This is a genomic window from [Clostridium] cellulosi, assembly GCF_036762875.1.
Taxonomy (GTDB): domain Bacteria; phylum Bacillota; class Clostridia; order Oscillospirales; family Ethanoligenentaceae; genus Ruminiclostridium_D; species Ruminiclostridium_D cellulosi.
In genome coordinates this window covers 14,467-41,100 of record NZ_JBAIZF010000012.1, presented here as the reverse complement: position 1 = coordinate 41,100, position 26,634 = coordinate 14,467, and the positions used below count along the sequence as shown (strand labels likewise).

20 protein-coding genes, 1 tRNA gene and 1 riboswitch are annotated in these 26,634 nt (G+C 43.7%); of the genes, 9 read left to right on the top strand and 12 right to left on the bottom strand.

The window, feature by feature from the left end; all coding sequences use genetic code 11:
* Positions 1-17 precede the first annotated feature (17 nt).
* Positions 18-94, top strand: a tRNA-Met gene (locus V6C21_RS03765).
* A gap of 151 nt (positions 95-245) precedes the next feature.
* Here the strand turns inward: V6C21_RS03765 and crcB are convergent.
* Together crcB and ku are read right to left on the bottom strand one after the other, a co-directional pair.
* Positions 246-629: a fluoride efflux transporter CrcB gene (crcB, locus tag V6C21_RS03760; RefSeq protein WP_479268371.1), complete on the bottom strand. Its 384-nt coding sequence runs from the start codon at positions 627-629 to the stop codon at positions 246-248.
* A 60-nt stretch (positions 630-689) separates the two neighbouring features.
* Positions 690-751, bottom strand: a riboswitch (Fluoride riboswitch).
* Between the two features lie 120 nt (positions 752-871).
* Positions 872-1,693 (bottom strand): non-homologous end joining protein Ku, encoded by an 822-nt coding sequence (gene ku, locus V6C21_RS03755; protein ID WP_045085323.1) that lies wholly within the window; start codon positions 1,691-1,693, stop codon positions 872-874.
* Between the two features lie 179 nt (positions 1,694-1,872).
* On the opposite strand from ku, the gene ligD reads away from it, so the two are divergent.
* Positions 1,873-4,353 carry a DNA ligase D gene (gene ligD / locus V6C21_RS03750; protein ID WP_479268370.1) on the top strand — a complete coding sequence of 827 codons (2,481 nt, stop codon included), beginning with the start codon at positions 1,873-1,875 and terminating at the stop codon, positions 4,351-4,353.
* A gap of 398 nt (positions 4,354-4,751) precedes the next feature.
* Positions 4,752-8,297, top strand: coding sequence for a pyruvate:ferredoxin (flavodoxin) oxidoreductase (gene nifJ, locus V6C21_RS03745; protein WP_479268369.1), 3,546 nt, complete (start codon positions 4,752-4,754; stop codon positions 8,295-8,297).
* A 166-nt stretch (positions 8,298-8,463) separates the two neighbouring features.
* Here the strand turns inward: nifJ and V6C21_RS03740 are convergent, their stop codons facing one another.
* Positions 8,464-9,522 carry a glycosyltransferase family protein gene (locus V6C21_RS03740; protein ID WP_479268368.1) on the bottom strand — a complete coding sequence of 353 codons (1,059 nt, stop codon included), beginning with the start codon at positions 9,520-9,522 and terminating at the stop codon, positions 8,464-8,466.
* A gap of 148 nt (positions 9,523-9,670) precedes the next feature.
* Positions 9,671-11,239, bottom strand: coding sequence for a hypothetical protein (locus V6C21_RS03735; RefSeq protein ID WP_479268367.1), 1,569 nt, complete (start codon positions 11,237-11,239; stop codon positions 9,671-9,673).
* Between the two features lie 624 nt (positions 11,240-11,863).
* On the opposite strand from V6C21_RS03735, the gene V6C21_RS03730 reads away from it, so the two are divergent.
* Positions 11,864-12,145: a DUF503 domain-containing protein gene (locus V6C21_RS03730; protein ID WP_034838765.1), complete on the top strand. Its 282-nt coding sequence runs from the start codon at positions 11,864-11,866 to the stop codon at positions 12,143-12,145.
* A 133-nt stretch (positions 12,146-12,278) separates the two neighbouring features.
* On the opposite strand, the gene V6C21_RS03725 is transcribed toward V6C21_RS03730, so the two are convergent.
* A complete protein-coding gene (locus V6C21_RS03725; RefSeq protein WP_479268366.1) occupies positions 12,279-14,183 on the bottom strand; it encodes an NAD(+) synthase in 1,905 nt (634 codons plus the stop codon).
* A 307-nt stretch (positions 14,184-14,490) separates the two neighbouring features.
* Here V6C21_RS03725 and V6C21_RS03720 point away from each other — a divergent pair, with 307 nt between their 5' ends.
* The 3 genes from V6C21_RS03720 to V6C21_RS03710 all read left to right on the top strand — a co-directional run bounded on the left by V6C21_RS03720 (position 14,491) and on the right by V6C21_RS03710 (position 18,260).
* Positions 14,491-15,180 carry a response regulator transcription factor gene (locus tag V6C21_RS03720; RefSeq protein ID WP_034838761.1) on the top strand — a complete coding sequence of 230 codons (690 nt, stop codon included), beginning with the start codon at positions 14,491-14,493 and terminating at the stop codon, positions 15,178-15,180.
* Positions 15,149-16,639 (top strand): HAMP domain-containing sensor histidine kinase, encoded by a 1,491-nt coding sequence (locus tag V6C21_RS03715; protein WP_479268365.1) that lies wholly within the window; start codon positions 15,149-15,151, stop codon positions 16,637-16,639. Before V6C21_RS03720 ends, V6C21_RS03715 begins: the two co-directional genes overlap by 32 nt.
* 133 nt (positions 16,640-16,772) lie before the next feature.
* On the top strand, positions 16,773-18,260 hold the full coding sequence (locus tag V6C21_RS03710; protein WP_051492422.1) for a S1C family serine protease: 1,488 nt from the start codon (positions 16,773-16,775) through the stop codon (positions 18,258-18,260).
* 302 nt (positions 18,261-18,562) lie between these two features.
* Here the strand turns inward: V6C21_RS03710 and rpsR are convergent, their stop codons facing one another.
* The 7 genes from rpsR to yfmF form a co-directional block, all read right to left on the bottom strand.
* Positions 18,563-18,808: a 30S ribosomal protein S18 gene (gene rpsR / locus V6C21_RS03705; protein WP_034838760.1), complete on the bottom strand. Its 246-nt coding sequence runs from the start codon at positions 18,806-18,808 to the stop codon at positions 18,563-18,565.
* 26 nt (positions 18,809-18,834) lie between these two features.
* Entirely contained in the window at positions 18,835-19,284 is a 450-nt protein-coding gene (locus V6C21_RS03700) for a single-stranded DNA-binding protein (protein WP_479268364.1), read from the bottom strand.
* A 69-nt stretch (positions 19,285-19,353) separates the two neighbouring features.
* Positions 19,354-19,647, bottom strand: a complete 294-nt coding sequence (gene rpsF, locus V6C21_RS03695) for a 30S ribosomal protein S6 (protein ID WP_479268363.1) — start codon at positions 19,645-19,647, stop codon at positions 19,354-19,356.
* Between the two features lie 328 nt (positions 19,648-19,975).
* Positions 19,976-20,827 (bottom strand): bifunctional methylenetetrahydrofolate dehydrogenase/methenyltetrahydrofolate cyclohydrolase FolD, encoded by an 852-nt coding sequence (folD, locus tag V6C21_RS03690; RefSeq protein WP_034838753.1) that lies wholly within the window; start codon positions 20,825-20,827, stop codon positions 19,976-19,978.
* Positions 20,827-21,867, bottom strand: a complete 1,041-nt coding sequence (gene lgt / locus V6C21_RS03685; RefSeq protein ID WP_479268362.1) for a prolipoprotein diacylglyceryl transferase — start codon at positions 21,865-21,867, stop codon at positions 20,827-20,829. Before lgt ends, folD begins: the two co-directional genes overlap by 1 nt.
* 64 nt (positions 21,868-21,931) lie before the next feature.
* On the bottom strand, positions 21,932-23,206 hold the full coding sequence (yfmH, locus tag V6C21_RS03680) for an EF-P 5-aminopentanol modification-associated protein YfmH (protein WP_479268361.1): 1,275 nt from the start codon (positions 23,204-23,206) through the stop codon (positions 21,932-21,934).
* A gap of 4 nt (positions 23,207-23,210) precedes the next feature.
* Positions 23,211-24,503 carry an EF-P 5-aminopentanol modification-associated protein YfmF gene (gene yfmF, locus V6C21_RS03675; protein WP_479268360.1) on the bottom strand — a complete coding sequence of 431 codons (1,293 nt, stop codon included), beginning with the start codon at positions 24,501-24,503 and terminating at the stop codon, positions 23,211-23,213.
* Between the two features lie 425 nt (positions 24,504-24,928).
* On the opposite strand from yfmF, the gene obgE reads away from it, so the two are divergent.
* Positions 24,929-26,200 carry a GTPase ObgE gene (gene obgE, locus V6C21_RS03670; RefSeq protein ID WP_045085317.1) on the top strand — a complete coding sequence of 424 codons (1,272 nt, stop codon included), beginning with the start codon at positions 24,929-24,931 and terminating at the stop codon, positions 26,198-26,200.
* On the top strand, positions 26,190-26,633 hold the full coding sequence (locus V6C21_RS03665) for a Mini-ribonuclease 3 (RefSeq protein WP_045085316.1): 444 nt from the start codon (positions 26,190-26,192) through the stop codon (positions 26,631-26,633). The genes obgE and V6C21_RS03665 overlap by 11 nt, the downstream gene beginning before the upstream one ends.
* Position 26,634: the final 1 nt, after the last annotated feature.

The following is a 26,634-nucleotide window of genomic DNA, read 5'->3' as shown; positions in this document are numbered from 1 at the left end:
ATCAAACAATTAGATATCGCGGAGTGGAGCAGTCTGGTAGCTCGTCGGGCTCATAACCCGAAGGTCGTTGGTTCAAATCCAGCCTCCGCAACCAGAACTTAAGACCGCCGTAAGTTTTACGGCGGTCTTTTTATGCGTTTATGCGGTTAATATGGCAAAGCCTTCGCTTTTTGTTGGTTAAAACGGCGGCTGTGATAAACAGCCGCCGCTTTGTTTTGTGCGCAACTTTATTTAATAACAGGTTTTTACCACAACAGTTGAGCAATTAATTTGCCCGCCCAACAGCCAAACAAAGCGAAAAATAGATTTAGCCCGGCATTTAAGCCGCCCATTAAGTATTTTCCCTCTGATATGAATGATATTGTCTCATAACTGAATGTCGAAAATGTAGTTAGGCCGCCCAAAATGCCTGTTGTAAGAAATACCCGCACAATTTCGGAAATGGGAAATATACTGCTTGCTTCCATGATAAAACCCATTATAAAGCCGCCGGCGGCATTTACGATTAGTGTGCCGGCTGGGAAACCGTTAAATGATTCAGAGGCAACGCAGGTTATTGCATACCTCAAGGCCGTTCCGATAAAGCCGCCAAATCCAATGGCAAAGAGTTTGTTCATACTTACATTCATCTCGATATACCCCTATTGTGCAGTGATAAATAAACATAAAAAGGCTCCTGCTTTAAACTAATTAAAGCAGGAGCCTTTAGCATCTGTAATGCATTATGGTGAGCCCCATCACCAACACAAAGTATATTAAACTATTTTTAAGGAAAAGTAAATTGACAAAATCACTAAAAATACTCCGGGCATACTGCATATGAAATATCAAAAACGGGCGGGTATGGGGACCTATCCGCAAACTTATAATGTTATGCGCCTTTCTTTTTGCTCGCCCTTTTGGGCGCCGGCTGATTCTCTCTTTTTGCCTTTTCCTCATTCTGCTTTTCTATACTGGCTTTCAAGGCGTCCATGAGGTCAATTACATTGCCGACCGGTTCCTGTTTTGCCGGGACGACTTCTTTTCCGGCTATTTTAGTCTCAATAAGCTGTTTGAGCCTTTCTTGATATTCGTCTTTATACTGGGATGGGTCAAAGGGCGTGTCCATCGAGTTGATAAGCACCTGAGCCATTTTTAACTCCTGCTCGTTTGGCTGCGGAATGTCATACGACCTTTGCAGTTCCCTGATATCATCTTGGTAAAACATCGTCGAAATCAATATGCCATTCTCACGCGGGATAATTGCCATCAGCGTATCTTTGGTTCCTAATACTGTCTTCCCTATCGCAATCTTCTGCTCCCTCATCAAAGCGGCCCGCAGAAGCTCAAAAGCCTTCTCCCCTCCCTTTTCAGGGACTGCCTGATACGTCTTATCATAATAAACCGGAGAGATTTGATTTAACTGCGCAAAATGCAGGATTTGAATTGATTTTTCTTTCTCGGTTTTGATTTTCTCTATCTCTTCATCTGTCACAACAACATAATGGTCCTTATCGTATTCATAGCCTCTGATAATATCTTCATTTTTCAGTTCTTTTCCGCAGTGGGCACAGGTTTTTTTATACCGTATGCGGCCTTGATCCTCCTTATGAAGCTGATGGAAATGTATATCGTTATCCTGAGTCGCCGTATACATTGACACAGGAATTGCAACAAGTCCAAACGAAATGACGGTTCGATGAGCTACTGGCATAAATATATGCACCTCCTAGTTTAGTTTAACCAAAATACTGTCAAATAAAATAGATGTCGTGCCTTGATAAACTTGCGGATAAACCGCTGCAGGCGGCGGATAATACATAAAAAGCTTACTTAAATTCATAACTTGCAGTAGAATAACAGCAACTATATATAAAAGGTAAGTAATGTGAAATGACTGAAAAACTTAAGGAATACAATTCAAAAAGAAACTTTGAGAAAACCGGAGAACCCAGAGGCATTGACGTGGGTGAGGCCCTCAAAGATACGCCGGAAGAAGGGCTGAGGTTTGCGGTTCAACACCATGCTGCCCGCAAAGACCACTATGACTTGCGCCTTGAGTGGAATGGGGTTCTATTAAGCTGGGCGGTGCCTAAAGGGCCGTCGTATAACCCCAAAGACAAAAGGCTCGCTGTTAAGGTTGAAGATCACCCTTTGGATTACAGGAGTTTTGAGGGGACTATACCAAAGGGCGAATACGGCGGCGGCACCGTAATGCTCTGGGACGAGGGCTTTTGGGAACCGCAGAATGATGTGGATGAGGGGCTGAGCGCGGGTTCCCTCAAATTTGTTCTCAAAGGCAGGCGGCTCAAGGGAAAATGGGTCTTGATCCGTTTGAAAGCAAAAGAGGGCGAGAAAAAGGACAACTGGATTTTTTTAAAGGAAAAGGACGAGTACGCACAGGACGATGAAGGCATATCAGAGTTTGATACAAGCATCAAAACCGGCCGCACCATGGAGGAAATCGGCAGAGGAGGAGATGAAAAGTTTATAAAAAACCCCATAAGCCACGCAGATGTGCAGCTTGCAAAGCTTGTAAACACTGTCCCTGAGGGGCAGGATTGGCTTTTTGAGGTTAAATACGATGGCTACCGGATTCTGGCTTATTTGGAGCGAAACAGTGCGCGGCTCATAACAAGAAACGGCAACGACTATACCGGCAAGTTTCAGAGTATCGCGGATTCGCTCATCGAATGGGCAAACGGAAGGCCGATGATACTCGACGGTGAGATGGTGGTCACCGACCCGCAAGGAAGAACGGATTTTCAGGCCCTGCAAAGCTATTTAAAAAACCGGGGCGGCAAGAACCTTGTCTATATCGTCTTTGACCTTCTGGCGTTGGACGGAGTGGACTTGAGAGGACGCCCCCTGATTGAGCGAAAAGAAACCCTTGAAAACCTTTTGAAAACTTCACCAGACAACATTTATTTCAGCAAGCATGTCAGGGGAAACGGCAAAGAAAGCTTCAAAGCGGCCTGCGAACTGAACCTTGAGGGGATAGTGGGCAAAAAGGCAGATTCCGTTTACAGCGGCACAAGAAACGGAGACTGGATTAAGCTCAAATGCGACAAAAGGCAGGAATTCGTGATAGGCGGTTATACGCTTTCAGACAAAAAAGCGGGCGGGGTAAGCTCGCTGCTCTTGGGGTTTTATCAAGAGAATGAATTGATTTACGCCGGGCGCGCCGGAACAGGTTTTTCTATGCGGGAGATGCGGGAACTTGAAAGTAAGTTTGAGACATTAATAAGGGAAACGTCTCCTTTCAAGCAAGTACCTGCCCCAAAGAAAAATGAAAAAGTATTCTGGCTTGAGCCTGAACTTGTCGCGGAAATCAAGTTTACTGAGTGGACAGAAGATAATCTCTTGAGACAGGCAAGTTTCAAGGGCCTGCGGACAGACAAAGATCCGAAAGATATAAAAATAGAAAGCACAGGTGATGAAATGCAGACTGGCGAGAATACAAAAGCGGAACAACCGTCCGAAACTTTAGCAAAGGCTCCAACGAAAGCAACCGGAAACAGCATAATCATCGAAGGGGTCAAGATAAGCAATCCGGACAAGATAATTTTTGAGTACCCGGTAATCAAAAAGGTTGAGGTGGTTCAGTATTACGCAGCGGTCGCTGAACGTATGATGCCGTATGTCGGCAACAGGATTCTCAGCATCGTCCGCTGCCCCAAAGGAATTTCGTCCTCCTGTTTCTTTAAAAAGCACCCCGGTCCAGGCGGTCAAGGGACAGTTACGCTGCCGATCGAAACCAGCAGCGGGGAAACAGAAGATTATTTCTATATAGAAAACATGACCGGACTTGTCTACGAAGCTCAGATGGGCACGCTGGAATTTCATATCTGGGGCAGCCGCGCGGACAATCTGGAAAAACCGGATATGATGGTGTTTGACCTCGACCCCGACGAAGGGATGGAGCTCGAACAAGTACGTCAGGGCGTCCGGGATCTAAAAAGCATTCTCGACCAATTGTCGCTGATTTCATATCTCAAGACAAGCGGCGGCAAAGGATACCATATTGTCGTACCCTTCAGCCCCTCGGCGGACTGGAACTCGTTCCACGATTTTGCAAAGCGGATTGCCGAGGTCATGGAACAGAAGTGGCCGGACCGATACACAAGCAATATCAGAAAGGATAAGCGCAAAAACAAGATTTTCATTGACTGGATACGAAACGCAAGAGGCGCCACAAGTATCGCCCCCTATTCCATAAGGGCGAAAAAAGGCGCGCCTGTTTCAATGCCTATCTCATGGGATGAGCTTGATACTGTGTCCCCCAACGGCATTGGCATGAAAGATGCTCTGGAAAGAATCAAAGGCAGTGACCCGTGGGAAAATTTCTATAAAGTAGATCAGCGGCTAAAATAAGGCTGGCTGCATTGAGATAGATTTTATACGTTCTCGCCGCAAAATTTGATATTTGGTGTCGAAAAAATTGTTATTTTTTTATCAATATCACGCACAAGCTTTAATAAACTTTTATAATAAATACTGTTTAAAAGTGCTAAATACCGCGCCGCTTTGGCTGTCGAATTTAAATATAACGCAACCGCTATGTATTGTTATATTGCCCCGGAAATCAAAGCAAATAGGCATTCTTTTTAAGAATCGTCGATTTAAAAACGAAATGCTTTAAGCCTTGTTTCATAAAGGAAAGGGAGGGCATAAAAACCTTTACAAAATTTAATTTTAATGTTAAAATTAATGTCGATTATCTGGGCAATCTGCCTTGAAATAATTAGCCTTTATAATAAAGGAGGATTTAAATGTCTAGAGCTAAACAGTCAATGGATGGCAATACCGCTGCGGCTTATGTAGCTTATGCGTTTACAGAAGTTGCCGGTATCTATCCTATAACTCCGTCAAGCCCTATGGCCGACTGTGTTGACCAATGGTCTGCCGCAGGTCAGAAGAACATCTTTGGTAATCAGGTTAAAGTTGTCGAAATGCAATCTGAAGCAGGTGCTGCTGGTACAGTCCACGGCTCCCTTGCTGCAGGTGCTTTAACAACAACATTCACAGCTTCCCAGGGTCTTCTCCTTATGATCCCGAATATGTATAAAATAGCTGGTGAGCTGCTCCCGGCCGTATTCCATGTGTCCGCTCGTACAGTTGCTACACATGCTCTGAACATCTTCGGTGACCACAGCGACGTATACGCATGCCGTCAGACTGGTTTTGCTATGCTCGCTGAATCCAATCCTCAGGAAGTCATGGACCTGGCTCCGGTAGCACACCTCTCTGCAATTGAAGGAAGAGTTCCGTTCATCAACTTCTTCGACGGTTTCCGTACATCCCACGAGATTCAGAAAATCGAAAAATGGGACTATGAGGACCTCAAAGAAATGTGCAACATGGATGCCGTCAAGGCTTTCCGCAATCATGCACTGAATCCGGAAAATCCGTCAATGCGCGGTTCTCATGAAAACGGAGATATCTTCTTCCAGCACCGTGAGGCCTGCAATACCGTTTACAATCAGCTGCCGGCAGTCGTTGAAAAATACATGGCTAAAATCAATGAAAAGCTCGGTACAAACTACGATCTGTTTAACTACTACGGTGCGCCGGACGCCGAACGCGTCATAGTCGCTATGGGCTCCATCTGCGACGTTGCTGAAGAAGTTGTCGATTATCTGACAGCTGCCGGTGAGAAAGTCGGTCTGATCAAAGTCCGTCTGTACCGTCCGTGGGTTGCCAAATCATTCTTGAAAGTCCTTCCGAAGACTGTTAAGAAGATTGCTGTCCTTGACCGTACAAAGGAACCCGGCTCATTTGGCGAACCGCTTTATCTTGATGTTGCTGCAACTCTCCGTGAAGCTGGACTGAACGACATTATCGTAACAGGCGGCCGTTATGGTCTTGGTTCAAAAGATACTCCTCCGTCATCTGTATTTGCTGTATATACAGAACTGAAGAAGGATGCTCCGAAATCTCGCTTCACAATCGGTATCGTCGATGACGTTACCAACCTCAGCCTGCCGGAGGTTAAACCCGCTCCGATCACTGCTCCGAAGGGCACAGTAGAATGCAAGTTCTGGGGTCTCGGCGGTGACGGTACTGTCGGTGCTAACAAGAACTCCATCAAGATTATCGGTGACCACACTGATAAATACGTTCAGGCATACTTCCAGTACGACTCCAAGAAGACCGGCGGCGTAACAATCTCCCACCTCCGCTTCGGTGACAAGCCTATTAAGAGTGCTTATTACATAAATCAGGCGGACTTTGTTGCATGCCATAGTCCTTCTTACATCGTAAAAGGATACAAGATGGTTCAGGACGTAAAGCCCGGCGGAATCTTCTTGATCAACTGCCAGTGGTCCGATGAAGAACTCGGCCAGAAACTGAATGCTGAGGCTAAGAAATATATCGTTGAAAACAACATTCAGGTTTATACAATCAACGCTATTGACAAAGCAATTGAAATCGGTATGGGCAAGCGCACTAACACCATACTTCAGGCTGCATTCTTCAAGCTGGCCAACATCATGCCGATTGAAGACGCTGTCAAGTACATGAAAGAAGCTGCTAAGAAGACCTACGGCAAGAAGGGTGACGCCGTTGTCGAAATGAACTATAAGGCAATCGACGCTGGTGTCGACGCTATTCACAAGGTCGAAGTACCTGCTTCTTGGGCTAATCCGGAACCTGACGCTCCTGCAAAAGAGCTCACTGGACGTCCTGCAACCGTTAAGATGGTTAAGAATCTTATGCAGCCTATCGCATTGATGGATGGCGACAGCCTGCCTGTATCCTCATTTATGGATTATGCTGACGGACAGTTTGAACTCGGCGCTTCCGCTTATGAGAAACGCGGTACCGCTGTTATGGTTCCTGAATGGGATGCAAATAAGTGCATTCAGTGCAACCAGTGTGCATTTGTATGCTCACATGCTACAATCCGTCCGTTCATGCTGAGCGAAGATGAAATCAAAGCTGCTCCGAAGAACATTAAGCTTGCTGATACAAAGCCGAAGGCCAGCGAATACAAGTACACTATGAGCGTATCTCCTCTGGACTGCATGGGATGCGGCGAGTGCGTAACTGTTTGCCCGACCAAGGCTATTACAATGGTACCTCAGGAAACTCAGTTGGAAGAGCAGCCTGTATTCGATTACTTAGTCGCCAATGTTGGCAGGAAGCCCGGTATGCCGGCTGATACTACAGTAAAAGGTTCACAGTTCAATCAGCCGCTGCTTGAGTTCTCTGGTAGCTGCGCTGGCTGCGCTGAAACCTCTTACGCTCGCTTGATTACTCAGCTCTTTGGTGAGCATATGTATATTACCAATGCTACAGGATGCTCATCTATCTGGGGTGGTCCTGCTGCAACATGTCCTTACACAGTAAATAAGGATTCTCAGCAAGGTCCTGCATGGGCTAACTCCCTGTTCGAGGATAACGCTGAGCATGGCTTTGGTATGTATCTCGGTCAGAAAGTCATTCGTGACCATCTCATCGCTAAGGTTGAGCAGATGATGGCTTCCGATAAGGCGACAGATGAGTTCAAGGCCGCTGCCCAGAAGTTCCTCGATACAAAAGACAACACAAGAGAGAATGCTCCTGCCGCTAAGGCTTTGATCGCTGAACTTGAGAAAGCCGCTAAAGCTGGCTGCGAGACAGCAAAAGAAATCCTAGAAAAGAAACAGTACCTGTCCAAGAAGTCCATCTGGATCTTCGGCGGTGACGGATGGGCCTATGATATCGGCTTCGGCGGATTGGATCATGTACTTGCTTCCGGCGAGGACGTAAATGTCATGGTCTTCGATACAGAAATGTACTCCAATACAGGCGGACAGGCTTCCAAGGCTTCCAACATCGGTGAAGTTTGCCAGTTCGCTGCTGCCGGTAAGGAAGTCAGCAAGAAGAGCCTTGCAGAAATCGCTATGAGCTATGGCTATGTCTATGTAGCACAGATCGCTCTCGGCGCCAATCCTGCCCAGACTCTTAAAGTCCTTCTCGAGGCCGAAGCTTACAAAGGTCCTTCACTCATTATCGGTTATGCTCCCTGCGAACTCCACGGTATCAAGGGCGGCATGAACCACTGCCAGGATGAGATGAAAGCCGCTGTTAAGGCCGGTTACTGGAACCTCTTCTCCTTCAATCCTGCTCTTAAGGCCGAAGGCAAGAATCCGTTCACTCTGACCTCAAAGCCGGGCGACGGTTCTTACCAAGACTTCCTCAAGAACGAAACGCGTTATACACGTCTGCAGCGTGCATTCCCGGATCGTGCTGAAAAGTTGTTCAAAGAGTCTGAAAAGGTTGCAAAGGATCGTTATGAGCATCTGTTGAAGCTGGTTGAGCTTTACAAGTAATCATTACGAGTCCTGAGAGCAAGTTAACATAATAAAAATGGGAATCGCCTATTAAGGCGATTCCCATTTTTTATGTAGCACAAAGCTTTCTTTGTGCTATGATTTTAAGAATAATTAGGAGTTTCTGACATTTCCCTAACCTTACATGGATGGAGTATCCCTGCTATCATAGGTTGAGAAATACCTTTTGTGAGTAGTTATAGAAACAATCCTCACTTGACGTTTCAAATGGATTACCAACATGTCGGTTTAATCTTAACAGGTTACCATAAAGCCTTCTGTGCGCTGCCTGAATCGGTTCCCCATTGTCGAAACATGAAAAACCATAAGGCAGTTTGCTATAATTTTCATAGCCGTTCTTCATGAGTGTATCATAGTAAGTTTGAAAAATCTCTGTGATTTCAGATGTAACTCTAATTTTATAGCGCAGTTCAAAATCATCTATATAGGCTATCTTATCTTTATATTGTGGTCTGTAATGACTGAAGTGGACAAAGGTCAATTTGTATTTTGAATTGACATAGAAAGCATTACGGCGCTTTGTGATGACGCGCTCATTCATGTTCCAATACGCAAAATTATACCCAGGGTCTTTCAGTATATAAACCGAATCAAAAAGTGCAGGCGCAAAGTCCATCCATTTCTGATCCCAGGCCAACGAACGGTTAAGATCCAGATAACAATAGTCTTTAAGTATGCTTTTCCACCATGAAAGCAGCCTTTTTCCGTTAATATCATTCTTGACTGAGATAAAGCCCAGATTGAAGATACCGTAACTTAAAAAATCTATAATCTGTTTATCGTTCTTTGTATTATCCAGAAGGTGCGGCGTTAAAATAATAGAATTCGATTTCTGCAGCTCAAATAGTTTTTTAAGGTTATTAAAAAGCAGGATGTCTGGATCAATATAGACAACACTGTCATAGTCGAAGCGGTTTAGTAGGTATTCTAAAAAGAATGGCTTCAATGCCGTATTGAACTCAACAATGTCGTACTTGAACTCAAGCTCAACAATGTTCTCTATAGGCAAGTCCTCTACATAGAAAACTTTCTTGATGGATTCTACCGATTCGATTTTGTCCTTTATGGAGTTATCATATACTTTGTCCGCAATCAAAATGAAAAAATCCACATTTCTATTATACTTCAGAATACTGTCAGCAAGGCTTTTGGCCTGGGCAAAATAATTAAGAGAGGCAATCGTACATATTAATTTTCTATTCAACTTATAATGTCCTTTCTTTTAAAGTCATTCAGTAACATTTCTTTTTGATTACAAATACTTGACTCATCAGGCAGATTTTATAAGTCAAATTTCTTATGGCAGATATCCGTTTACACTTTCTTGCCCCTCCTTCTCGCAACGCGCAGCTTTAGTAGCTTAATGTTATTGCGAATATATGGCAGTTTGGCAAATAAGGCAGCTCTATTGCCTTTATCTCCTCATTGTTTACCGGAAAGGCTTGCTCGAATATAAAAACGTCTGCAGTTTTTTCCCTGTTCTCATACATACCCTTGCCTTGCCAGGCTATCGTTAACCCTTGATATGTAGTTTTGTATATCCAGTCCGCGAAGGTCACGTAACAATTTTCAGTATGATTGTCTTTATAGATTATTTTTATGTTCTCATAGAAATTGCCCCACTCGGCACAGCATAAAAGGTAAATTCCACTAATGCGCTCATTGAAATCAATGTTAATCGTCTGAGACCTGCAGGAGATATTGTCCATTTTGGGCAATAGGCAGTTTCTCATATCAAAAGTCTTTTCACCGACGGATACTAAACCGCTTTCAGGCAGGCCATCTTTTAAGAAGCAACTGAATGTACCGTCAAAATCTTCAATATGTTCATCAGTATAAAAGGCTTTGTTGTTAAAATACTTGTCCAAGGGCAGGTTATAAAACCTTTTCCCGCTTATTTTATCTTTACTGTTTACTTCAAAATTTTTAGTCTGCGCAAGGGAACCGGTATCGCAAAGTTTGTAAATTGATTCGCAAATCTCCTTTTCAAAATCCGCAGCATTATATATAGCTTTTTTTATCCGTTCTATTATATCTTTATTAATGCTTTTCACATAAACCGATTTAGTTAGCAGCGCCAATCCAAGATACCACTTTGACCCCGCCTGGATAAACATTTTCGCTATATCGTCAATTTCCCGTTTATTGCACTTTTTACTTAAGTACTCTAAACTTAAGGCATATAAATTCCGGTACCTGCAGATATTTCTCATGTTCCAGCATATCGGAGACATGTAGAAGTTTGAGTCACTGCACTCAAGTTCCAGATCTATGTTTTCAAAACTGTCAGCGAAACTTTTTATTGCGCCAAAATAGTCGTTTTCGGGATTTTTGCAAATATTGTTTACACTGTTTAGTAAAAACTCTTTCCAGTCAATCTGAATTTCTTTCTGTTCAAGTTTTGAAAAGGCTCCAAAATAAAATGTCTTTCGAGATTTACACTCCTGCACAAAGTTCTGCATCGGCAGGAATTCGACTTTCTTAGAACCATGAATATCAAGGCAGATTAAACCGTTCTTTGCCCTGTCAAAATCGTATGCCAGAATGAAACTCAAATTGTCCGTCAATTCCCGCTTCGTTGCCCATGGCTTATTCCGTGGGTCAATTTCCATCATAACGGGATGGCCGTTTTTAACTTCCTCCAAAAGAAGATGTTCGAATTCCTCCGAATCTTTGCAATCAAATCGCGTTGTAAGAATATCGTGATACTTTTGAAGGTTTATGTATTTGCTAAGTTCATCCGGAGTTTTTATTCTTGTACCAATCAAATTAGGGTTTTTAGTATCTTCAGGCAAGAATTTAAAATCCCAAAGCTGCGAAAAAGCCATTTCATAATTGCGGCCCCACCATGTTGCGACTGTTGCGATTGCCGCATCGTCACATTTCATATCCGCAGTTTGTATTAATCTCATACTGTTCATAAAAACTCGCTCCATCTAAAGAGGAAATTTTATAAAAATTCAACTTCCCGGCCAAGTGAGTACCCCGAACCATATTTTGAGCTTCCGCAGATTTAACGACATTTTTGTACCGTATATTGTGCATATTGCTAAAATTAGTTTTCTGTTATAAATATTAACTATAATATACCAAATTATATTATATAGTATTGATTATATATTACCCTATATGTATTATTATGTCAAGTTATTTATTATAATAACTATTTTTTACATTTTGAATTGCTATTTGTCAGAGTAATAATTCGAACAGAAACTTTTTGTGCTAAAATTAAGGTAAAGAATAATAAAAAGTCATCTATTCGCCGAGACAAGACACCGTTTGCTGTTCCTAATTTTAGATTGCAAAGGCAGCAACTCATCCTATTATAAATTTTTATAATCCAAATTGTATAAAGCAACGGCACTATCACTTATTGGAAAATATTTATTGTGATGTAATCATGATAGCAAGCTTAAAATAAACAGCAGCGGTATACTCAAAAATATAATTTTTTACTAAAGGTATAACATATCAGAATTTATACAAATTTGTTGTATCATACGGTCATTTCGCGGCAAATGGCAGAAAGGACTGAATAAAAAATGAGGACAGTTGTTCTTAAAATCAAGCTCTATGCCCCGTGGGTCCACTCGCTGAAAGAAAAGCGAATGGTAGTCAAAAGTCTTATCACAAAATTGCGCAGCAAATTCAATGTTTCTGCCTCAGAGGTTGATGAACAGGACACCCATCAGACCATAGTTATAGGGATCGCGTCAATTGCGGCGAATTCTTCCCAGGGCGACAGTATAATAGACAACATCCTGGATTTTGTTGAATCAAATACCGAAGCCGAAATTGTATCTGTTCACAGGGAATTTATTTAATATCCTGTTTAAAAAGGATCTTATTATAAATTTTCGTAAAAACAGAATATAAAATGTGCTTTGCCTTAAGCCATATAATCTGCAGACATAGAGGCAAAGCACATTAAACTTATTCACAGAAACAAAAGGAAAGTTAATTAAGCTGCTTGAGCCATTCATTTACACAGGCGTCACTGGGCATTCTCCAGTCGCCGCGCGGCGAAAGGGCTACTGAGCCGACTTTCGGGCCGTCTGGGATACAGGAGCGCTTATACTGCGACATAAAGAACCGCTTTATAAACATTTTAAGCAAGTTCTTAATCTCTTCTTCTGTATAATCCCCGTCGAATGCCTGTATTGCCAGTCTCAGTATTTTAAGCGGTTCAAAACCATATCTCAAGAAATAGTATAGGAAGAAATCGTGAAGTTCATAGGGTCCGACTATCTGTTCTGTCTTCTGCGCTATCTCCCCGTCCTTTGCCGGAAGAAGTTCAGGGCTTACAGGGGTATTGAGAATATCATAAAGTGTATCATGCAGTTTCTTATTTTCCGCATTTTCGTCCGCGACATATTTTATAAGATGTCGGACAAGTGTTTTCGGGACGCCAGCGTTGACACCGTACATGCTCATATGGTCACCGTTATATGTCGTAAATCCCAGCGCCATCTCCGACATATCGCCTGTTCCGATAACAAGCCCGCCTTCCATATTCGCAATGCTCATGGCAATCTGAGTGCGTTCACGGGCCTGAACATTTTCAAACGCAGTATCAAGTTCGCCTCTGTGGCCTATATCTGACAGATGAAGCTTTACTGCGTCCCCGATTGGGATTTCGCGAAGCTCCGCCCCTAAGGACTCGCAAAGGGCGACAGCATTGCCTTTTGTTCTGCCTGTAGTGCCCGGTCCCGGCATCGTTATGGCTATGAGCTTACATTTTAGCGAATATTTTTTGATGGCACGGGCTGTTACAAGTAATGTGAGCGTTGAATCCAGGCCGCCGGAAACAGCAACCACGGCTGATGTGGCATGTGTAAATTTAAGGCGTTTGGCAAGGCCGGCGCACTGGATATCGAATACTTCGCTGCACCGCTCACGGTATCTTTCGCCTGACGAGGGGACGAACGGGTGCTTATTAATCGGGCGGCGCAAAGGCGCGTAATGTTCAATCTTGCATGAAAACTTTATACGTCTGGTTTCTAGGACGTCGCTGTCGCTTATAAACGCAGTTGATTTTTGACGCTCCGCGCACAACATCGCAGTGTCGACATCGGCAGTGATATAATCCTTTTCGCGGCGGCTCTGGGAAAGTATTTTTCCGTTTTCGGCAATCATCAGGTGACCGGAAAATACAAGGTCAGTCGATGACTCCCCTTCCCCGCAGCTTGAAAAGACATAGCCTGAAATGCAGCGTCCTGACTGGCTTGTCACAAGCGCAGTCCTGTAATTATCCTTGCCGGTTACATAGGTGCTGGCCGAGAGGTTTGCAATAATTACTGCACCCGCCTGAGCAAGACGGCCCGACGGCGGGGTCGGCACCCACATATCCTCGCAGATTTCCGCACCGACCCTGAATGTCGGTACCTCTTCGCACTCAAAAATCAGATCTCCGCCGAAAGGCACTTCAAAGCCCGCGATTGAAACAGTGCCTGATACCCCTTTCCCGGAGGCGAAATGTCTGGCCTCATAAAACTCGTTGTTGTTTGGTATATGGGATTTCGGGACGACGCCCAGCAGGCGTCCTTTATGCACCGCAGCGGCGCAGTTATACAGCCTATCACCATATCTTACCGGCAAACCTACAAGCGTCAGCGTATCAAATCCGGCGGAATAACGGATTATTTCAGCAAGCGCGTTCTCCGCAGCGTCGAGCAGTGTTTTCTGGTTAAACAAATCGCCGCAGGTATAGCCCGTTATGCAAAGTTCGGGCAGCACGAGCAGTTTTACACCCTCACTGTCCGCTTTCTTAATAAATTCCATTATCCTTTGTGCGTTGCCGCTGCAATCCGCAACTTCAACAGCAGGCGCTGCAGCAGCTATGCGGATATACCCGTCCCTCATATATTCACCTTCAAAAAATATTCTCTACTATTAATTTTTTCCGCAGAACAATTATGTACTCATAAAATTTTAACAGTCTGTCGGAAAAAGTCAACAGTTTGAAGAACTAAAATATAATCGTATCTGCAACTTAATAAAGCCTCTACTCCATGCTTATATTAATATTTTCCCACAATATTTTCTGATTTTCTATTGGTCAGGGCTATAAAATTATGTTTTTTTAAACTAAATTCAAAAAAAGTTAATCATTAAATTAAATTATAGTTTATAATTGTTTATAACAAGTGAAATGAACGGAGGGTAACCAATGGAGAATACTAAAATCCTGGTTGTCGATGATGATAAAAATATAAATGAGCTGTTAAGGCTCTATCTTGAAAAAGAGGGATTTTCCGTTGCGCAGGCTTATGACGGCAATGAAGCAGTAAAGCTTTTTGGGGAGTTTCAGCCTGATCTTGTTTTGCTCGACATCATGCTTCCGGGCATGGACGGATGGCAGGTTTGCAGGGAAATTAGGAAAAAATCAGACAAACCAGTCATTATGGTAACGGCAAAGGGCGAAACATTTGACAAGGTACTCGGACTTGAACTCGGCGCCGATGACTATGTCGTAAAGCCCTTTGACTCAAAAGAGGTCGTTGCCCGCATCAAGGCCGTCCTGCGGCGTTATTCAAATAAAAGCAGCGACACTGAAAAAGAAGTCAGGTTTGAAAATCTTGTAGTCAATCTCACTAACTATGAACTTAAGGTCAACGGGAAAACAATTGATACTCCGCCGAAAGAATTGGAACTGCTCTATCATCTTGCGAGCAACCCAAACCGCGTCTATACCCGTGACCAGCTGCTCGATGAGGTTTGGGGATTCGAATATCTCGGCGATTCGCGAACAGTAGATGTGCATATCAAAAGACTGCGTGAAAAACTTGACGGCGTTTCGGATAAATGGTCTCTAAAGACAGTTTGGGGTGTTGGCTATAAATTCGAAGCAAAAGAGTAATTTTCTACGCAATACAGTTCTCGGGAGAATTATTGACCGAAGCCTGTTTGCGAAATTCTTCCTTGCATGCGCCTCTATTATTGTTGTAAGCTTTTTCGTGTTCGGTATAGTAATGATTATTTTCTCAATTAGATATTCAAATAGTGAGAAGGAAAAGCTATACCTCAACAATGCCCGAAAGATATCTGAATCTTTTAGCAGTGTCACCAGCGAAGAAGATGAGCAGATTCTCTTAAGTATGCTGCAGATGACTGCCTACAATCTCGACGCAAATATTTATATCTGCTTCAGTGACGGAAGAATATGGCGAACAGTTAATCCATATATCGTTGCAGGATCGGACAATAAAATAAGCAAGTCCATAATGTCTCAAATCAATAATAGACAGGAAATAATCGAAGAAGGCACTTTAGGCGGCTTCTTTGATACAACTTATACCACCGGCGGGGTACCTATTTATACTCGTGATCACAGCAATGTTGTAGGTGCTGTCTTTGTATGCTCCAAAGGCGGAAACCTGACAAAAACAATCAGTGACATATTCAAAATATTCATTCTCTCTTTGATGATGACCCTTTTATTATCGTTTATCGCAATCTATTTCGTCACAGCACGCCTTATCAAGCCGCTGCGGCAAATGAACAGCGCCGCCGCAAGTTTTTCTAAAGGCGATTTCTCTGCCCGTATCCCTGTCAGTAGCAGCGACGAAATTGGCCAACTCTCCGCGTCGTTTAACAATATGGCACAGTCCTTGGCGTCACTCGAAGAGATGCGGTCGAACTTTGTCGGCAATGTGTCACATGAGCTTAAAACCCCTATGACCTCTATTTCCGGTTTTATCGACGGTATTCTCGACGGGACAATACCACCTGAAAAACATAACTACTATTTAAAAATTGTATCGGATGAAGTAAAGCGCCTTTCAAGGCTTGTCAGGTCCTTCCTTGATATAGCCCGCATCGAAGCCGGCGAGTTGAAAATTAATCCCACTGAATTCGATATTGTTGAGCTTACGCGCCGGGTAATTATCGGTTTCGAACAGCAGATTGACAAAAAATCACTCGAAATCCGCGGGCTTGATTTTGATAATCAAATAATGGTTTATGCTGACTTTGACTTAACCTATCAAATTGTATATAATCTTATTGACAACGCTGTAAAATTTTCTAACGAGGGCGGCTATATCGAAATTAATATTGCCAAGGAAAAAAAGAAAGTTTATGTTGGCATAAAAAACAGCGGTATGGGTATTCCCTCCGCTGAGTTGCCTTATGTCTTCGACAGATTTTATAAAACCGATAAATCCAGAAGCCGTGACCGAAAAGGTGTTGGGCTTGGGCTTTATATTGTAAAATCCGTCCTCAACAAACAGGGCGAGGACATCGTCGTCAGAAGTGTTGAAGGCCAGTACTGTGAATTCGTATTTACTCTAAAAGACGCTTCAAAAATAACTAATTAAATTTGATTTTTTAGCTGAAATAAGGGCACAATATTTAATATTAGTTATCGCTCTGTTTATATATTATTAATATTTTAGTGATAAAGTAATATCAGGATATTAAGTAAGTAATAATACCATGGAGGCATTTTTTATGGACAACGGATTTAACAATCCTCAAAATTCGAATAACGGTGAATTCAACAACCGCCAAGACAATAATTCGAATTTTGATAACAGCAATTCTTATGGCTACAATCAGTCTTCGTTTAACTCGAATACAGATTATTCAAATCAGTCTGATTCAAATAGCCAATATTCACAGTATGGCGGCAATGTCCAATATAAATGGAATTATGACGATTACCAAAAGGCACTGAATGACCAAAAGAAAGCTGCAGACAGGTCTAAGAAAAGACGTGGTCTTAAACCTTTCCTCGTAACAGTATGTTCCGTTGTCGGCGTTGCAATCATTGGCCTTGCTATTGTCGGTATTTCATCCCTTGCCAGCTACAACAAGAGCTTTAATACCAGCAGCTTGTCAAACGCCGGCAGCCTTGTTCTCAACAGCCAGCCTTCCTCACCCTCAAAAGCAACTGCATCGTCTGGCTCTGAATTAACGGTAGAACAGGTTGCTGCAAAGCTGACACCGTCAGTTGTTGGCGTTGAAATCTACAGCCTTCAATCTATAGAGCCAACAGCGGAAGGTTCCGGTATCGTTATGACATCGGATGGCTATATAATTACCAACGCCCATGTAATAGAAGGATACAAGAAAATACGTATAGTAATGTCAGACAACAAAACTTATGATACAGTAAAGGTTATCGGTTCAGATACCAAATCCGATATTGCCGTCTTAAAAGTAAACGCTGCAGGTCTAACACCGGCCGTATTCGGTGATTCTAACCAGCTCAAGGTCGGTCAGGCGGTTATTGCTATCGGAAATCCCGGTGGACTTGCTCTTGCCAGCACTGTAACTAACGGAATAATTTCCGGTCTTAACAGAACTGTCAGCAGCACTTCAAACATGACTTACATCCAGACAAACGCTTTGATTAACCCCGGTAACTCGGGCGGTCCGCTTGTCAATATGTATGGTCAGGTTATCGGTATCAACACATCTAAGATCACCGAGGTTGGTTATGAGGGCATCGGATTTGCCATCCCGATAAGCACTGCAAAGCCTATAATCGACAGTATCATAAAGTATGGCTATGTCACAGGACGTGTTAAAGTAGGCATTAGTGTTTATCCGCTTTCAAATACCCAAGCAAAATGGTACAATTATCCGTCAGGCCTTTATGTTGAGAAGATTGAGCCAACGTCAGACGCTTATGCAAAGGGGCTCCGGGCAAAAGATATTATCACTAAAATAAACGGCATTTCACTCGCCTCCGACGATTCTGACACAGTATTCAACACGTTCTACAAAGAAGAGAGCAAACACAAGGTCGGCGATACCATTAACCTTGAAGTCTACAGAACAGAATCGGGCAGCACCTTCCAGATTTCCGTTAAGCTCGAAGAAGACAAGGGCGACGACGGAACCACGGCAGGCAACGATAATGGAAACCAAAACGGAAATGGGTCAGAAAACGAAGACAACTATTCTAACTTCTGGAGAAACTTCTTCAGATAACATTTACCGATTGCTAAATGAAAGCAAACAGCAAAGAAATCCCTCAACCGCTTAATTTATGCGGCTGAGGGATTTTTAAGAGCTGTTTATGCAACTTTATTTTTGCATAAAAATGCTGTTGGTCAATGCACATTTAAGGCGATAAAATTTACGCCTTAAAGCCATTTTGGTTTTACCGATAAATAAAGTCATTCTGGTTGTTATGCCGCTTGTAAAGCCGCAGAAGGCTACTACAGAAGCTTTTATATTTATATACAATAAAACGCCCGCGCTTTATGTGCGGGCGTTTATTTAAAAACTTATTAATCGCTGATATACGGGAGCAGTGCGAGATGGCGTGCACGCTTAATTGCAACAGTGAGTTGGCGCTGATGATGTGCGCATGTTCCTGTTACACGGCGCGGCAGAATCTTCGCGCGCTCTGAAAGGAATCTACGGAGCCTTGCAATATCTTTATAATCGATGTTCTCAACTTTATCAACGCAGAAAGTGCAGACCTTTTTGCGGCCTTTTCTGCCTTTGTGATCATTTCTATCGTTTTTATCCATTAGTGTAACCTCCTTCTGTAAGAGAATTAGAACGGCAAATCATCATCGCCGTCTATCTCGACGAAATCGCCGTTATCGCCGTTTGAGACTGCCGCAGGAGGTCGCTGGGAATTATCCTCAAATTCGTCTGAGGGTTGTCCGCTTCCGTAACTGTCCCTGCGAGGTTCGGCAAAATGAACATTATTGGCTACCACTTCAACAGCTTTGCGCTTAATACCCTGACTGTCGGTATAGCTGCGGGTTTGAAGCGTGCCTTCAACTGCAACGAGCTGACCTTTTCTGAAATATTTAGAAGCAAACTCAGCAGTAGAACGCCAACATACGATATCAATAAAGTCAGTCTGCCTCTCGGCACCTGCCTTCACATAACTGCGGTCCACCGCAAGGGTGAAGCTCGTTACCGGGATATCGTTACTTGTGTGGCGAAGCTCAGGGTCAGCCGTAAGTCTGCCGTTTAACGCAACTACATTAAGCATAATAATCCTCCATACCGTGCCCAACGGCTGTTTTGTCACTAATAACCTATGCAACTGCGAAAACGCTCATTATTTACCCTGTTCAACGATAAGTGAACGCATGACAACGTCGCTTATGTTAAGCAGACGGTCGAATTCGGCCGGGAAATCTGTCGGGGCTGTATAGTTGTACTGAACGTAATAACCATCTGTCTCGTCATCAATCTCGTACGCGAGTTTGCGCTTGCCCCATTCATCAACATTCTCAACCGTGCCGTGCTCAGCGATCAGGTTCTTGTACTTCTCAACCTGAGCTGCTATCTCTTCTTCACTGAGACTGGGCTTTAAAATAATGACGGTTTCATACTTACGAGTTAAAGCCATTTTTTGCACCTCCTTCTGGACTTAAGGCCGCTTTTTTAAGCGGCAAGGATAATTGTGCGCATAAGCCTGCGCATAAACATGATTATATTACCACAAAACAATACTTGTGTCAAGCAAACCGCTGGTTTTCAGCGACCGTTTGATGTTCAGGCACAGCACGCCATAATATTGTTAACTTACCTGCCACGCGGTCTTAATATATATTTTGTGTTATATAGTCTGCTTTTAATTTAATACAGCACAGTTAGCTCCTATCCCAAAACCATTATACAGCAAAAATATTAATAAAAAAGCAGCCCATAACGGAACTGCTTTATATCTCATAGGATTATAAATTATACTGTAGTTTTGCCGCTTTTATTGTATTCTTTAAGAGCATGGCTCGTGTCATTGGTCCCACACCGCCGGGTACTGGCGTTATATATGACGCTTTCTGCGACACTGCTTCAAAATCAACGTCGCCGCAGAGCTTTCCGTTCGGCAGCCGGTTCATGCCTACGTCTATGACGACCGCACCTTCTTTAACCATATCCGCCGTTACAAATTTCGCCTTGCCGATTGCAACAACAAGGATATCGGCCTTAGAAGTAATATCTTTCAGATTCTGTGTGCGGGAATGGCAGATAGTTACCGTACCGTTTTTATGTAGAAGGAGCATCGCCATCGGTTTTCCGACAATGTTGCTCCGGCCAACTACAACGCAATTCTTGCCCTCGACAGATATTCCCGCATATTTGATAAGCTCCATTACACCCGCGGGCGTGCACGGGAGAAAATCGTACTCTCCTATCATTATGCGGCCCACATTCACCGGGTGGAAGGCGTCCACGTCCTTCTGGACGGCTATTGTGTTTATTACTGCTTTCTCGTCAAGCGGCTTTGGAAGAGGCAGCTGGACAAGTATACCGTTAATATCGCTTCTCTCATTGAGTTCTTTGACGAGCGAAATAAGTTTTTCCTGTTTAGTATCAGCAGGAAGGGCGTATTCCTCAGATATGATTCCAACCTCGGCGCAGTCTTTCTTTTTATTGTTGACATAGACCCGCGACGCTGGGTCGTCACCCACTATAACAACTGCGAGGGTAACATTCTTGCCCTTTGCTTTAATCTGCTCAACTTCTTTTGCAACCTCGGCCTTGACCCTTGCGGCTCCGGCCTTGCCATCAAGTAATACTGCCATTATTCCTTGTCCTCCGATTTATCGCTGTTTTCTGTGTTATCACTATCTTCTTCCTTTTGACCTTCTACATCATCGGCGCTGGCATCAGCGCTGTCAGCACTCTCTTCCTCGCTTTCGCTGCCTTCATCCTCTTCATCTTCTTGATTACCGAGGTATTTCTCCACCTCTCTGGCCGTCTCCTCTTCAACAGCTTTAGAGGTTTCATCAAACAACGGATTGTATTCAGTGGTTTGTTCCAAAATAACTTTCTTAATCGTTACGCGCTTATAAATCAGAAGCGAGACCGCAGCGATAAACAAAATCGCCGACAAAAGCTGTGACACTTTGAGGTTACCCTGCATAAGGCTGTCGGCTCTTATTCCCTCGATAAAGAACCTGCCGAAGGAATACCATGTAATATACATGAGGAAAATTTCACCATTGAATTTTCTGCGCTTGCTGTAGATATGTAGGATTATAAATCCTATAAGGCACCACAGCGATTCATATAAAAAGCACGGATGAACCGGGTCTGATTCAAAGCTCAGAACCATGCGCCAAGGCAGGTTTGTCTTGTAACCATATGCCTCGCCATTGACAAAATTGCCCCATCTGCCTATTGTCTGACCGATAAGAAAACCAAGCGACGCCATGTCAAACACAGCACCTATGCTGATTTTCTTAATCTTAGCAACAACAAATGACGATAAGAACGCGCCTATTATGCCTCCGTATATGGCAAGGCCGCCATTCCAGATATAGAGTATGGTAATCGGCTTTTCAAAAAACTCGTTTGTTGTAGATCCCTCATAGGGAAAAAGGACATAATAGATTCTTGCCCCGATTACGCCGAAGATTATTCCAAAAATAATGAGGTCGGACAAATCGTCAACTGATATATTAAACTCTTTGGCGCGTACCATGCCGTAAACCATTGCGAGAAGCAAGGCGCTCGCTATAATTATACCGTACCAAGCAATCGGGTGTCCAAAAACGGTAAAAGCCGTCGGGTTAATACTAAATTCTTTAATACCCAGTCCCGGAAATGAAACATTAAACATCCAAATACCAGCTCCAATTTTTATTCTTTTTGGGCGTATTGCCTCGGGTACTACTTTTGATATTTCACTTTATAGGTGAAATTACAGACAAAGCGCAGCGTTCCTCAGAGAAAATCTCATTAAGACGCTCCTGTGCACTATTATATTCTGCATTTGCAGCCTCGTCAATCACATCGAACGGCAGATAATCCATAAACCTGCATGCGGCTATATTATTAGCAATATTTTCAACGCTGTCGAAGGTAACCGCAAGCCTTCCATAAACAGTGCGCTTTGCCGCCTCAAAGTCATCTTTGTTCATGCCTTCCCTTTTAAGGCGGTTTGTCTCCTTTATAATTTCATCTGCGACTTTATCGGGATAATGTGATTCCCCGCCGAAAATAACAGAAGCAAAACTCCTTCCGCTGAAATACTGCTTTGAAAAATTGGCATTTATGAGGCCGCTGTCATAAAGCCTTCTGTAAAGCGGTGATGCCTCGCCGCAGACAACCTCAAGAACAATATCCGTAAGCGCTTCTTTCCGCGCGGCTTCTTTTCCCAATGCCGGCTTATCCTTAAAACCAAAATTAAACAGCGGTACTGAAACCGAAAGCTGCTGCTCAGTTCTGGGCTTGACTATCGTATCGGGTTCAGGATCAAAAATACTTTCGACCTTTTTGGGCTCGTTGTCTTTTATAACGCGGTCTACCACTTCTATGACGTCGTTCGGGTCAATATCCCCTGATACGCACAACAGCATATTGCTCAGATTATAAAACGCCCCGTAGCATTTATAAAGCAGCTCCGGCGTTATGCGCGAAATAGATTCGACTGTACCTGCAATATCGATTTTTACCGGATGGTTGTGATACAGGGCACCGAGAAGGTTGAAAAACACCCTCCAGTCCGGAGAATCATCGTACATCTTTATCTCCTGGCCGATTATTCCCTGTTCTTTCTTAACGGTCTGTTCTGTAAAATATGGGTGTTGGACAAAGTCGAGCAGTATTTCAAGGGACTCTTTGAACCTTGAGGTTGAAGAAAACAGGTAGCAGGTCTTATCAAACGAGGTGTACGCATTTGCGCTCGCGCCTGTCTTGGCGTATCGGCTGAATGCGTCCCCGTCTTCGCTCTCGAACAGCTTATGTTCAAGATAATGGGCAATGCCTTCCGGAACGGTTATATCTTCACCCTCAAATCTGAAATGGTTATCGATAGAGCCGTATTTTGTCCCGAATATCGCGTATTGTGATGAATAACCCGCTTTGGGAGCTATATAGATATCAAGACCCGATTTATGGCGTGTATACAGGATTTTTTCATTCAAACGGTCGCTTTTTATTTCCTTAAACTCTGCCACAGTCTTATTCACCCTCCTTCAGCCCAGCGAGAAGATAAACCGTGTCAAGGCTTACGCCGTTTGCGGCCTTGATTACCTCATCTCTTGTGACCTTCATGATAGCATCTGCCATCTCTTTCGGCGCACGGGTGTCTCCCGAAATAAACTGGGCAAGATAATAACCCATAAGCGAATCGAGTGAATCTTCTACCTGCATTAAAGCATTCTGCAAGTAAAGCTTGGCATTTTTCATCTCGTCGTCAGAGAAGTTGCCCGCTTTTAGCTCATCAAGCTGCCTTAAAATCTCTCCGCGGGCTTTTTCATAATTGATTTCTTCAATGCCCGAATCAATAAATACGATGCCCTTCTGCTTGTCAAGATATGATAAGCAGTAATAGCACAGGCTCATCTTTTCACGTACGTTCGCAAATAGCTTTGAATGAGGCGAACCTCCTAATATTACTGTTGCAAGGTGCAGCGCGTCGGTATTGTCCGGTGCGGCAACCGACCCGCGCAGGCCCATAACCAGCTTTGCCTGGGTTACCGGCAGCCGTTCGACAACTGTATTTACCTTTTCTGGCTTCTTTATACCATCTGACGAACCGCTTACAATATTTGTCCTGTCGATATTGCTAAAGGCATCGGCAAAGGACTTTTCGACATAGTCGGCATTGCCGGGGCCCACAAGGAATATTTCAACGGCAGCGCTCGAAAGCATTGTTTTCCACGCATTATAGAGCTTGTCCTGCGTCAGCTTCTCGACATCTTCACGGCGTCCGAGCTCAAATATGCCGTAAGCCTCGTCTTTGCACATAGTTTCTTTAAGTTTAACGAGGGCGTACTGCCGCTTGTCATTTAAAACCGAATCGATTTGGTCAATAAGGTTGCGTTTTTCTATGGCGACATCTTTTTCCCTGAACGTGCCGTTTTCAAAGGCAGGGTCGAAAATAACGGATTTCAAAAGGTTGGCGCAGCTTTCAAGGACTTTTTCGCCCCCAAAAGCATAATTATCACCCAAACATTCGCAGAACAGCGCCATAATCTGATAATTGCCGCGTTTGTGAGTACTGCCGTCCAACCGCGCGCCATAAAGCTCATTTAAGCGCCTGTTGAGCGCTGTCATATCTGGATATTCCCTGCTGCCGTGCTTGAGCAAGAGCGGCAACATAGCATTGGCAGAAGCCGTTTCCCTTGCAAGCGGCATAATAAAATAAACAGAGATGAGATTCTGTTTAAATTTTTCGTCACGTATTACGGTAAAATTCACGCCTTTACCGATGGTTTTTCTTTTAATTCTATCCGTAACTTTATCCTCCATTCGCATTTGCGTATCACCTCGCGATGCGGTAAAACCAAAAATGCTGAAATTCAAGCTATATTTTTACAAAACAAATTGGAATTATTATAACACAAAATCATCAAAATAACTACAGTTATAATGTAAAATCAAGGCAAATGCCGCAATCAAATTTACACCCTAATAATCGACATTTTTTGCCGATAAAATAGGGCCGATCCGCCCGTTTATTTGCGTTTATCTGAGCTTTCTCAAGTCGACAGTTTAAGGTAACATTATACTGTAAACAAGCAAATATTTATGATATAATAAAATTTATGGCAAAAGCCGATTGTTCAATTTGGCAACCTAATTCAAGGGCTTATTCAGTCTGAAAGGAGAATACTTTAAATAAGTAATTAACTTTTACAATCTCAAAGATATATAAATGAATTGGAAGGTGCAGTATGTTTGTTGATATTGCGAAAATATATTTAAAGGCCGGAAACGGCGGAAACGGCTGCGTATCGTTCCACCGTGAAAAATATGTTGCCGCAGGCGGGCCTGACGGCGGCGACGGTGGAAACGGCGGTGATATTGTTTTTGAGGTTAACGACAACCTTTCAACACTTGCCGATTTCAGGTACAAGCGCAAATATGTCGCCCCTAACGGCGAAAACGGCAAACCAAACCGCAGTTATGGCAAGAGTGGAAAAAATCTTGTAATAAAGGTGCCGCGCGGCACAATTATCAGGGACGCTGAGACCGGCGCCATTCTCGCTGATATGTCGTCGGGCGAGCCGTTTGTTGCTGCCAAAGGCGGCCGAGGCGGCTGGGGCAATATGCATTTTGCCACGCCGACAAGACAGGTTCCCAACTTTGCAAAGGCAGGCAAACCCGGCGATGAATTGGAAGTTATACTCGAATTAAAGCTGCTTGCCGACGTAGGGTTAGTGGGATTCCCCAATGTGGGAAAATCCACGCTGCTTTCCGTCGTCAGCGAAGCTACGCCTAAAATCGGAAACTATCATTTTACAACGCTGTCGCCAGCGCTCGGCGTGGTCAGGCTATCCGAAGGCGAATCCTTTGTCATGGCCGATATTCCGGGGCTTATTGAAGGCGCCAGCGAGGGCGCAGGGCTCGGACATGAATTCCTCCGCCATATCGACCGGTGCCGACTGCTTATCCACGTTGTGGATGTATCGGGCAGCGAGGCCCGCGACCCCATTGAAGACTACGAGACCATATGCAAAGAGCTCGTCGCCTATGACCCTCAGCTCGTAAAACGCCCTCAAATCGTTGCCGGAAACAAGGCGGATATTGCAACTGAAGAACAGATAGAGCGTTTCCGCCGTTATATCGAGGGTAAAGGCCTTAAATTTTTCCCAATCAGCGCTGCTTCACACAAAGGAGTAGATGACCTCATAAATGAGGTAAGAAAAATGTTATCAAAACTGCCGCCCATTAAAACCTATGAGCCTGAAGTTACGCCGGAGAGTCTCGAAAAACATACCGATGGCCATGAAATCAATATCGAGGTCCGCAATGGCGTTTATTATGTAACCGGTGAATGGCTCAAGGAAGTCATCAATTCCGTCAACTTTCAGGATTATGACTCCCTGCACTATTTTGAAAAGGTGCTGAAAAACAGCGGCGTCTACACTAAGTTGGAAGAAGCTGGGATACAGGAAGGCGACACCGTGAATATATACGATATGGAGTTTGATTATGTCAAATAATACAATAGAAAATGTTAAGTCAGAAGAGATAAACGCGGAAAGCTTAAGCCCTATTACGCTCGCTTTTATGGGTGACGCTGTATATGAAACCCTTGTGCGCGATTATCTTATCACAGAACTTAAGCTCCCCGCCGCAAAGCTGCATCAAGCGTGCGTATCTTTTGTGAACGCAACTGCTCAGGCAGAAGCGGTCAAATTGCTTATGCCACATTTAAGCCAAGAAGAATTGACCATACTGCGGCGCGGGCGCAACGCCAATACAGCCCATGTGCCTAAAAACGCCACTCCCGCCGACTATCACTATGCGACGGGACTTGAGGCGCTTTTCGGTTATCTCTTCCTAAAAAGAAAAACAGACAGAATTTATGAGATTTTTAATTTCATTGTGCAGTTAAGGTGTCATAATGAAACCTTGGGAGGAAATTCATTTTAAT